7 protein-coding genes are annotated in these 10735 nt (G+C 68.0%); 5 read left to right on the forward strand and 2 right to left on the reverse strand.

The window, feature by feature from the left end; genetic code table 11:
* Positions 1–3 precede the first annotated feature (3 nt).
* The 3 genes from cobN to cobO are packed head-to-tail and all read left to right on the forward strand — an operon-like array spanning position 4 to position 5391.
* The gene (gene cobN, locus LH400_RS09710) at positions 4–4254 is read left to right on the forward strand and encodes a cobaltochelatase subunit CobN (protein WP_229152481.1); all 4251 of its coding nucleotides are present in this window, start codon (positions 4–6) and stop codon (positions 4252–4254) included.
* 31 nt (positions 4255–4285) lie between these two features.
* Complete coding sequence (locus LH400_RS09715) at positions 4286–4741, forward strand: GNAT family N-acetyltransferase (RefSeq protein WP_229152482.1); 456 nt, start codon at positions 4286–4288, stop codon at positions 4739–4741.
* Positions 4742–4782: 41 nt separating this feature from the next.
* On the forward strand, positions 4783–5391 hold the full coding sequence (gene cobO, locus LH400_RS09720) for a cob(I)yrinic acid a,c-diamide adenosyltransferase (RefSeq protein ID WP_229152676.1): 609 nt from the start codon (positions 4783–4785) through the stop codon (positions 5389–5391).
* Between the two features lie 7 nt (positions 5392–5398).
* Here cobO and LH400_RS09725 read toward each other — a convergent pair whose 3' ends face one another.
* Positions 5399–6805: an ArnT family glycosyltransferase gene (locus LH400_RS09725; RefSeq protein ID WP_229152483.1), complete on the reverse strand. Its 1407-nt coding sequence runs from the start codon at positions 6803–6805 to the stop codon at positions 5399–5401.
* 326 nt (positions 6806–7131) lie between these two features.
* Entirely contained in the window at positions 7132–8247 is a 1116-nt protein-coding gene (gene leuB / locus LH400_RS09730; RefSeq protein WP_229152484.1) for a 3-isopropylmalate dehydrogenase, read from the reverse strand.
* A 189-nt stretch (positions 8248–8436) separates the two neighbouring features.
* On the opposite strand from leuB, the gene LH400_RS09735 reads away from it, so the two are divergent.
* Positions 8437–9072 carry an FMN-binding negative transcriptional regulator gene (locus LH400_RS09735; RefSeq protein WP_229152485.1) on the forward strand — a complete coding sequence of 212 codons (636 nt, stop codon included), beginning with the start codon at positions 8437–8439 and terminating at the stop codon, positions 9070–9072.
* 152 nt (positions 9073–9224) lie between these two features.
* A complete protein-coding gene (locus LH400_RS09740; protein ID WP_229152486.1) occupies positions 9225–10139 on the forward strand; it encodes a mechanosensitive ion channel family protein in 915 nt (304 codons plus the stop codon).
* Positions 10140–10735 lie beyond the last annotated feature (596 nt).

Below are 10735 nucleotides of genomic sequence, written 5' to 3' on the forward strand. Positions count from 1 at the left end.
GGCTTGCATCTTCTTCTCGCCCAGAAAGGCACGATCGACGAGGGCGGCGAGGCGATCGATCTCGGCCAGTCGCCGGCCGATCTCGTCGTCCTCTCGGCTGCGGACACGGAGATCGCGAGTCTCGCCGCGGCGGCGCACCGGCTGACCGACGACGCGCCCTCGCTGCGCCTTGCGAACCTCCTGCGGCTGAAGCATCCGATGTCGGTCGACGCCTATGTCGCCCGCACGCTCCGGCATGCCAGGCTCGTCGTCGTGCGGCTTCTCGGCGGTGCCGCCTATTGGCCCTATGGGCTGGACGCTCTCCTGGCGAATGCGCAAGGCTCGGGCGGGACGCTCGCCGTCATTCCTGGCGACGACAAGCCGGACGCCGGGCTGGACGCTTATACGACCATTCCGCTGGCAGAGCGCGACCGCCTGTGGCGCTACATGATCGAGGGCGGGCCGAGGAACGCCGAAGGGTTTCTGCTGGGGTGCCGGGCCGTCCTGGGCGAGGGCGACTGGCCGGGGGAGGCGAGCCCGCTGTTGAAGGCGGGGGTGATCGACTTTTCGGGAGATGGCAGCGCGAGGCGCTCCCCTCTGGCTTGCCAGCCATCTCCCCCGCAAGGGGGGAGATCAGGCAGTGGGGATGACGGCGCCAATCCGGAATCGCCTCTGCTGACCGCATCAGACATTGGGTCGACCGAGGCCGACGACGACGGTGTCCGTAACGCCACTGGCACCGACGAAAAGAGTCGGGAGGTCGAACAAGGTTCGATCTCCCCCCCTGCGGGGGAGATGTCCGGCAGGACAGAGGGGGGCGCGAAGGGCGCTGCGTTCGCCGACGTGTCGCCTCAAGACGCCCGCAACAAACCCCTCGCCGCCATCGTCTGCTATCGCGCCCTCGTCCAGAGCGGGCAGACCGAACCGGTGGAGGCGCTGGCGAAGGCACTCAACGAGCACGGCCTCGACGTCCTGCCGGTCTACGTCGCGAGCCTGAAGGATCCGGTCTCGGTCGAGACCCTGCGCGGCCTGCTCGCTCGCCGACACCCGGATGTCGTGATCAACCTCACCGGCTTTGCGGTCTCCTCGCCCGCCTCCGGAGCGGGCGCGGAGCGCACGCCGACCGTGCTCGAAGAGCGGGGCGCCGTGGTCATCCAGGCTGTGCTGGCGAGCTTCTCGCAAGAGGCCTGGCGGGATTCCAGCCAGGGCCTGTCGGCGAGGGACCTCGCCATGAGCGTCGCACTGCCGGAACTCGACGGGCGCATTCTCTCTCGCGCCGTCGCATTCAAATCCGCCGGCGAATGGGATGCGCTGACCGAGACCGACATCGTCGCCCATCGCGCCATCCCGGACCGCGCCCGCTTCGTCGCAGATCTCGCCGCCCGCTGGGCAAGGCTGCGGCGAAAGGCGAATTCCGACAAGCGCGTCGCCATCCTCCTCGCCAACTATCCGAACCGCGACGGGCGGCTCGGCAACGGCGTCGGCCTCGATACCCCCGCGGGCACGATCGAGGTGCTCCGCACGATGGAAGCGCAGGGCTATCCGGTCGACGGCATCCCCCCGGACGGCAACGCGCTGATCGACCATCTGATGGCCGGGCCGACCAATGCCGGGATCAAGGCGCGCGAGATCCGCGAGGTCATGCCGCTTGCCGCCTACCGTGCGTTCTTCGAGCGCCTGCCTCAGGCCGTGCGCGATGCGGTGACGGAGCGATGGGGGGCGCCGGAGGCCGACCCGTTCTTCCTAGCGGATCGCGGCGCCTTCGTCCTGCCGCTCGCTCGGCTGGGCGAGACGCTGGTCGGCATCCAGCCGGCGCGGGGCTACAACATCGACCCGAAGGAGACCTATCACTCCCCGGACCTCGTGCCGCCGCACAACTATCTCGCGCTCTACGCCTTCCTGCGCGAGGTCTATGACGCCGACGCGGTGGTCCACATGGGCAAGCACGGCAATCTCGAATGGCTGCCGGGCAAGGCGCTGGCGCTGTCGGAGGCGTGTTTTCCCGAGGCCGTGTTCGGCCCGCTGCCGCATCTCTATCCCTTCATCGTCAACGATCCCGGCGAGGGGACGCAGGCCAAGCGCCGGACCTCGGCGGTGATCGTCGACCATCTGACGCCGCCGCTGACGCGGGCGGAGAGCTACGGGCCGCTGAAGGACCTCGAAGCCCTCGTCGACGAATATTACGAGGCGGCGGGCGGCGATCCGCGACGGCTGGCGCTCCTGAAGACGAAGATCCTCGACCTCGTCCGCGACATCGGTCTCGACCACGACGCGGGGATCGCCGAAGGGGAGGGCGACGAAGCGGCGCTGACCAAGCTCGACGCCTATCTCTGCGACCTCAAGGAAATGCAGATCCGCGACGGGCTGCACATCTTCGGCGTCGCGCCGGAGGGGCGGTTGCTGAACGACCTCGTCGTGGCGCTGGCACGGCTGCCGCGCGGGGGTGAGCCGGGTGAGGCCTCGCTTCACAGGGCGCTGGCGGCGGATCTGGGGCTTTCCTCGCTCGCTGAAGACGATGGCGCGAGGTGCCCCCCTCTGGCTTGCCAGCCATCTCCCCCGCAAGGGGGGAGATCAGGCGGTGGGGATGAGGGCACCTATTCTGAAGTGCCTGCGCCCGCTGCTACGTCTAAAATCGAAGGCGATGCCGTCGAACAAGGTCCGATCTCCCCCCTTGCGGGGGAGATGTCCGGCAGGACAGAGGGGGTCGCGCAGGGGCGCGACGCCGGCGGAAGCGATAGCGACCCCTTCGACCCCCTCGACTGCGACATGGCAGCACCGTGGACCGGCCCTCGTCCACAGCTTCTCAACAGCCTCTCCCCAGATCCGTGGCGCACGGCCGGCGACACGGTCGAACGCCTCGAACTCCTGGCAGCCAAGATCGTGGCGGGAGAAGTTCCACAGGATGTCCACTGGCGATCCACAGCAACTGTCCTCTCCGAGATCGAAACCTCGCTGAAGCCGGCTCTGGAAGCCTGTGGAAAAGCCGAGATCGGCGGGCTCCTCCAAGGTCTTGCCGGCCGCTTCGTGCCGCCGGGCCCCTCCGGCGCGCCGACCAGAGGCCGGCCCGACGTCCTGCCGACCGGCCGCAACTTCTTCTCGGTCGACACCCGCGCCGTGCCGACCGAGACCGCCTATGCGCTGGGCAAGAAATCGGCCGAACTCCTCGTCACAAGGCATCTGCAGGACCAGGGCGAATGGCCGACCTCGCTGGGTCTCACCGCATGGGGCACGTCCAACATGCGAACGGGCGGCGACGATATCGCGCAGGCACTGGCGCTGATCGGGGCGAGGCCGGTCTGGGACCGCGCCTCGCGCCGCGTGACCGGCTACGAGATCGTCACGCTCGCCGAACTCGGCCGGCCGCGCGTCGACGTCACCCTGCGCATCTCCGGCTTCTTCCGCGACGCCTTCCCGGACCAGATCGCGCTCTTCGACAGGGCGGTTCGCGCGATCGGCGCGCTGGATGAGGACGAAGCCGACAATCCGATCGCCGCGCGCATGCGGGCCGAGCGCGCCGCGCTGAGCGAATCGGGCGTGCCGGACGCGGAGGCGGAAAAGCGCGCCGGCTTCCGCGTGTTCGGGTCGAAGCCCGGCGCCTATGGTGCCGGCCTGCAGGCGCTGATCGACGAAAAGGGCTGGGACGACAGAGCCGAACTGGCGGAAGCCTATCTCGTCTGGGGCTCCTATGCCTATGGCGCGGACACGCAAGGCGAGGCCGAGCGCGACACGTTCGAGACGCGGCTGTCCGGCATCGAGGCGGTCGTCCAGAACCAGGACAACCGCGAGCACGATCTTCTGGATTCCGACGACTACTACCAGTTCGAGGGCGGCATGACGGCGGCCGTCGAGCATGTCTCGGCCAAGCGACCCGTCGTCTATCACAACGACCATTCGCGCCCGGAGCGCCCGGTCGTGCGGACGCTGGAAGAGGAGATCGGCCGGGTCGTCAGGGCCCGCGTCGTCAATCCCAAATGGATCGCCGGCGTCATGCGCCATGGCTACAAGGGCGCCTTCGAGATCGCCGCGACCGTCGACTACATGTTCGCCTTCGCCGCGACCACGGGGGCGGTGAAGGACCATCACTTCGAGGCGGCGTATAACGCCTTCGTCACCGACGAGACCGTGCGGGCGTTCATGCTGGAAAACAACCCCGCGGCCTTCGCCGAGCTTCGCGACCGCTTCGCCGAGGCGATCGAGCGGAGACTGTGGATCCCGCGGTCGAATTCCGCCATGGCGGAGCTTCGGGCCGGGCCCTCCCGCGGCCATGGGGCTTGAAGCCATGGACGCCCCGCTCCATGACGCTCCTATGACACCGACCATCGAACGTTTGGAGCTTGCCGATACGGACCTTCGTGCCCGCATCGTCGCGCCGCTCGCCGAATACTCCACCCGCAAGGACTTCGCTTTCACGCCGCGATACGTCACGCTGGCGCTGAAGGACGAGAACGGTGTCGACGGCGGGCTGATCGGGCAGGTCTACTGGGGCTGGATGCATATCGAGATCCTCGCCGTGCCCCAGCGCTGGCGAGGCAGGGGCCTCGGCCGGGCGCTGATCGAGCAGGCCGAGGCGATCGCGGCGGAGGCCGGCTGCACCGGCGTCTGGGTCGACACCTATTCCTTCCAGTCGCCGGGCTTCTACGAGGCGGTGGGCTACCTGCCGTTCGGCCGACTGGCCGATTATCCCGAGGGCGAGGAGCGAATCTTCTTCCAGAAGATCCTTTCCGCCGCCGCCCTGCCAGCCGAAACGGAGACCGCCGCATGAGCGAAGACGAACTCGACCCTCGCGCCAAGATCACCGACGGCATGAGCGAGGAGCAGCTGAATGCCCGTCATGCCGAGAAAATGAAGAAGAAGAAGGCGGCGCGCGACAAGATCCTCGCGACCAAGACGATCGAGAAGGGCCTCCTGATCGTCCACACCGGCAAGGGCAAGGGCAAGTCGACCGCCGCCTTCGGGCTCGTCTTCCGCGCGCTCGGCAACGGCATGAAGGTCGGCATCGTCCAGTTCGTGAAGGGCAAGTGGGAAACCGGCGAGCGGCATGCGCTCGAGCGCTTTCCGGGCGAGGTGACGATCACCGCGATGGGCGACGGCTTCACCTGGGAGACGCAGGACCGCCAGCGCGACATCGAAGCGGCCCGGGGCGCCTGGGAGCGGGCGAAGGCGATGATCATGGACGACGAGCACGACATGGTGCTGCTCGACGAGATGAACATCGTCTTGAGATACGACTATCTCGACATCGCCGAAGTGGTTGAGTTCCTGAAGACGAAGCCGGAGACCAAGCACGTCGTCGTCACCGGCCGCAACGCCAAGGACGAGCTGATCGAGCTTGCCGACCTTGTCACCGAGATGACCATGATCAAGCACCCGTTCCGTGCGGGCGTGAAGGCGCAGCGCGGGATCGAGTTCTGATCCCGCTTCAGGGCATGTCAGGCCCGAGGCTCGCCGCCTTGAAGTGGTCGATCCCGAAGGGCGCCCGCAAGATCGTGTGGCCGGGAAGTGATTGCTCCTCGTCCAGCTCGTTGGTGACGAGCATTCCCTCCGGATGCGCGGCGAGCCAGTCCGCCGCCTCGTCGAGATCGACCACCGCGATCGGCCGGGCCAGACGGGCGAGGAATCCGAACTCGCCCTGATAGTCGCCGACGAAGGCGACCGGGCCGTCGGCCCGCGCGACGTCGTCGGCAAGGGGGGCGAGGTCGAAGCTGCCCAGGATGCCGGACGAGGTCGCGGCCTGTCCGGCGAGCAGTACGCCGAGGGTGAGAGTGGCACCGAGCGCAATCAGCCGGAGCCTCAGCGTCCTCGTCAGATAGGCGCCGAGGATGACGACCGCCGGCAGCAGCGGCACGAGATAGTGCGGCTGCTTGCCCGCGATCAGGCTGAAGGTGAGGACGACGGGCAGGACCCACAGGAGAAGGAAGCGGATCGCCGGCCGCTGCCGCCAAGCCTCGCGAACGGCCGCAACGGGCCGTCGCAGCGAGGCGCGGTGCGGTGCCCACACATAGGGCGAGAAGAGCCAGGGCAGGGCGAAGACCAGCAGGAGCGGCAGATAGAACCAGACCGGCCGGCGATGGCTGTTGGACAGATGGCCGGAAATCCGCCCGGCGGTCTGGTCCCAGATCAGCTGGCGCGCGAACTCGCCATGCGTTTCCACGAGAACCGGCACGACCCAGGCCGCGACCGGCAGGAGCGCGGCGAGAAGCGCGATGCCGGTCGCCTTCCACAAGGCGCGGGGGCTCGGGACATGGTGCTCCGCCCGCCAGAGCGGATAGGTCGCGACCGGCCAGAGGACGAAGATCAGCACCACCGGCCCCTTGGCGAGGACACCGAGGCCGATCGCGAGGCCGGCAAGAAGCGGCCATCGTCGGGCCGGCGCCCTCAAATGGATCAGGAGCGCGATCATCGCGGCCGTGACGGTGGCGGTCAGCAGGAGATCGAAGAGAATCAGGCCGCAATAGATGGCGAAGACCGCGTTGCCAAGGGTCAGCCAGCATGCGATCCGCGCGATCCGGGCCTCGTCGGGAAAGATTTCCCGCGCGAGCCGGCGGGTGAGGAGCATGACCGAAGCCGAGATCGCGATCACCGTGACGAGGGCCGGGATCCGGGAGACGCCGAACAGGGCCCAGCCGATATCGATCAGCCAGAACAAGAGCGGCGGCTTGTGGTGGTAGGGGGCGAAGTTGACGGTCGGGAGAACGAAGTCTCCGCGGACCAGCATCTCCCAGGCGACGGTGAGATAGCGCGTCTCGTCCGGGGCGAGGACCGGTCGGAACGCGGCCGAGGCGAAGACGAAGAGGGCAAGGACGAGGATCGGCAGTCCGATCGTCAACGCGCCTTCGGCGAGACCGGACCGCCGACGCGCGAGCGCCCGTCCGAGGGAACCGCGGAATGCGGCGGTGTCTGCGAAATCGGGGGAAGCCAAATCCAGCTCTTGATGAACACGCGGAAAGCGCCGGGGCGTCCGTCGGGGCATCGACGAGCGCTTCGACCGGCCACCGTCTCCGCCCGTGCCGGGCAGGGTTCGGCAAGCCACCGTCGAGCCCTATGCGACGCCGCCGTTTCCCGCCAGCCGTCAATCCGTCATGCCGACAGGTGCCCGACAGGATTGTGGCGGGTCCCGGAGCGGCGCCCGAGCCCGGCTGGTTCAGGCGGCGGTCAGGCTGCGAGCTTCGCCCGGAACCGCGCCGCCACGGCGTCGCCCATGCCGGCGGTGCCGACCTGTTCGCAGCCCTCGGCCATGATGTCGCCGGTGCGGATGCCAGCCTCCAGCGTCTCGGCGATCGCGGCTTCCAGCGCGTCGGCCTCGGCGATCATCTGGAAGGAATAGCGCAGGCCCATGGCGAAGGAGGCGATCATCGCCAGGGGATTGGCGAGACCCTTGCCTGCAATGTCCGGCGCCGATCCGTGCACCGGCTCGTAGAGTGCGCGGCGCTTGCCGGTGGCATCGTCCACCGCGCCGAGCGAGGCCGACGGCAGCATGCCCAGCGAGCCGGTCAGCTGCGCAGCGACGTCGGACAGCATGTCGCCGAAGAGATTGTCGGTGACGATGACGTCGAACTGCTTAGGCGCCTTGACGAGCTTCATGCCGCCGGCGTCCGCCAGCTCGTGCTCGAGCGTCACGTCCGGATATTCGTCGCGATGGATGCGGGTGACGACCTCGTTCCAGTAGAGGCCGGACTTCATCACATTGCGCTTCTCCATCGATGTGACCTTGTTCCGGCGGGTTTTCGCCAGATCGAAGGCGGCCCTTGCGATGCGTTCGATCTCGTAGGTCTCGTAGACCTGCGTGTCGATCGCCCGCTTCTGGCCGTTCCCGAGGTCGATGATCTCCTTCGGCTCGCCGAAATAGACGCCGCCGGTGAGTTCGCGCACGATCAGGATGTCGAGGCCCTCGATCACCGCGCGCTTCAGGGAGGAGGCGTCGGCGAGCGCCGGATAGCAGATCGCCGGCCTCAGATTGGCGAACAGGCCGAGATCCTTGCGCAGGCGCAGGAGGCCGGCTTCGGGGCGTTTCTCATAGGGAACGCCGTCCCATTTCGGCCCGCCCACGGCGCCGAACAGGACCGCGTCGCAGGCGGTCGCGAGCGCCATGGTGGCGTCGGAGACCGGCGCGCCCTCCGCATCGTAGGCGGCGCCGCCGACCAGCGCGGTCTCGGTCTCGAACCCGGCATCGACCGTGTCGTTCATCAGCGCGATCAGCTTTTCGACCTCCGCCATGGTCTCGGGGCCGATCCCGTCGCCGGGAAGAAGGAGGAGCTTGCGCGATGCCATCGAAATGCCTGTCCGTCATGGGTTGGGAAAGGGGCGAGCTTCGGTGGAATAGGATCTGGACGCCGGCTTGGCAACACGCTGCGGGCGGTCGAACCATCGCCAGACCGGGGCCGGGACGTTGTCGAGATCGACGCCGCGCCCGAGGGCGACTATGACGGGATGCCGTCGCCGCGAGGAGGGCCCGCCGCCATGTACATTCCGACGCAGTTTCGCGAGACGCGCCGCGCGGTGCTCGTCGAGGCGATGCGGACGATCCGTCTCGCCGGCCTCGTCACCTTCGACGGTGCGGCCTACCACGCGACGCATGTTCCGGTTCTGGTGCGCGAGGCGGGCGACAGCCTGACCCTCGAGGCCCATATGGCCCGGCCGAACCCGCATTGGACGGTACTGGACGCTCCCCGCGCTTCGCTCGCGACCTTCCAGGGGCCGCATGCCTATGTCTCCCCCTCATTCTACGCCTCCAAGCGCGAGCACGGAAAGGTCGTGCCCACCTGGAACTACGTCATCGTCGAGGCGCGCGGCACGCTGGAGGCGATCACCGACGAGGACTGGCTGCTCGCCCATCTCGCGGATCTGACCCAGTTCACCGAAGCCGAACGGCCGGAACCCTGGGCGATTTCGGACGCGCCCGACGGCTTCATCCGCAATTTGTCGCGGGCGATCGTCGGCGTCAGGTTCACGGTGGAGACGCTGGAGGGCAGCTGGAAGCTGATCCAGCACAAACCCGAGGCCGACCGGCGCGGCACGATCGACGGGCTCGCCGCCTCCACCCGCGAGGCGGATCGCGAGATCGCCGCGGCCATGCGTGATCGCGAGCCGTCCTGAGCCGCGGCGCGTCCCCGAAAACTCCTCCAAATCGTCACAATCGGTAAAGCTTCGATTAACGGTCTTGGCCGATAGCTGGGCCACTTCACCCGTGTCGATGCCTTGGTCCCTGCCGATCCCTGGCTGGGTCGTCGGCCGTTTGGGAGGCGGACTTGTCGTTCTTCATCTCTTCGCGCATCGCCGATCACATCACCTGGACGCTGGTTCTCTTCTGCACCGTCTTCGTGCTGCGCTTTGTCGGCGAAGCGCTGCTTTCGCGCTTCGGTGATCCCGCCCGGCAGCGCCACCGCCGCTTCATATTGCGCACCCTGTGCAACATGACGCTCGCCGTGGCGCTGCTCGGCATCTGGCTCGCCGAGATCCACGACATGCTCCTGTCGCTGACGGCAGTACTCGTCGCCATGGTCGTTGCGACCAAGGAGCTGATCATGTGCGCGGCGGGCTCGGTGCTGCGGCTCAGCGGCCATCTCTTCAAGATCGGCGACCGGATCGAGTTCGGCGGCATCCACGGCGAGGTGATCGACCACGGCCTGTTCTCGACCACGATCATGGAACTGCCGCCGCTTAATGTCGGCCATGCCGGCACCGGCCGCACGATCATGCTGCCGAATTCGGTCCTCCTGACCGGCGCGGTGCGGGTCGAGGCGCAGCCGCGCCATTATGCGCCGCATCGCTTCACCCTGACCCTGGAGGCGCCGGTGCCGCCGCGCAAGGCGGTGGAGGCGATCCGGACGGCGGCCGCGGCGACGCTCGCCCCGGACCGGGAGCTTGCCGCCCGCTTCCACCAGTTCGCCGCCCGCAAGTCCGGCGTCGAGATCGCCGGACCGGAGACCGAGGTGATGGTCGGCACAAATGACATCGGCAAGCTGCAGTTCCAGGTCGTCATCTACTGCCTCGTCAAGGAGGCGCGGGCGCACGAGCAGGCGATCACGCTGGACGCCCTGAGCAGCCTCGGCGTCGGCGTCGGCGCCGCGGCCGAGCGTCTCGGCGAGACGAAGGCCTGGGCCGAGATCGCCCGCCAGCTGCGCGAGGGCGCGGCAAAGGGCCGGGAACAGGCGGCGGCGTGACAGGGTGTCGGTCCAACCGAGCGGGCGCCGCATCAAAGCCCGCGCGGCGAGCGAGCGTCCGGGGATCCGGCAGTCTGAAGGATCCGCCTTGCCGCCGCTTTGCCGAAGGGCCTCGGGAGCATCGGGCCATCGGACGACAGGAGCCGGCCCAGGCCCCGTCCTCGCACAGGCGAAGGAATTGAGTCATATGGCACATGCCGCCATCCGCCATTGACTCTCCCGATCCGGTCTGGAATCTATTGGAACAAATAGAGAACAAGATCGTATCGAGAGAGTGAAACGGCCCCTGAAATCCAGGTGCTGAAGGAGTTCGGCATGTCTTTACGATCCTCTTTGCCACAATTGGAAGCATCGGCATGGACCTCGGACCGGAGCGTTGCGAACGGCGCGGAGTGCGCCGCCGTTAGGAATCGGGACCTTGCCGATCTGCGCGCGCGGATCGCGGCGATCGAGGGCGAGCCGGCCTGCCGTCTGGATCTGCCGCGCGATGAGAGCGCGGCGGCAGGCGGCGGTTCGCGGTCGCAAGCGGCCGGCGCAGGCGGTGGAGGGCGGGCTGATGCCGTCGCTCGCCAGCCTTCTGCGTCGCCCCGCATCGT

The sequence above is a fragment of the Jiella soli genome, assembly GCF_020615385.1.
Lineage (GTDB): Bacteria > Pseudomonadota > Alphaproteobacteria > Rhizobiales > Rhizobiaceae > VKMB-3413.

Excerpts from the sequence above, each read along its gene's own strand:
- LH400_RS09735 (WP_229152485.1), top strand. The coding sequence starts at position 8,437 with ATGTACATTCCGACGCAGTTTCGCGAGACGCGCCGCGCGGTGCTCGTC.
- leuB (WP_229152484.1), bottom strand. The coding sequence starts at position 8,247 with ATGGCATCGCGCAAGCTCCTCCTTCTTCCCGGCGACGGGATCGGCCCC.
- LH400_RS09715 (WP_229152482.1), top strand. The coding sequence starts at position 4,286 with ATGACACCGACCATCGAACGTTTGGAGCTTGCCGATACGGACCTTCGT.
- cobO (WP_229152676.1), top strand. The coding sequence starts at position 4,783 with ATGAGCGAGGAGCAGCTGAATGCCCGTCATGCCGAGAAAATGAAGAAG.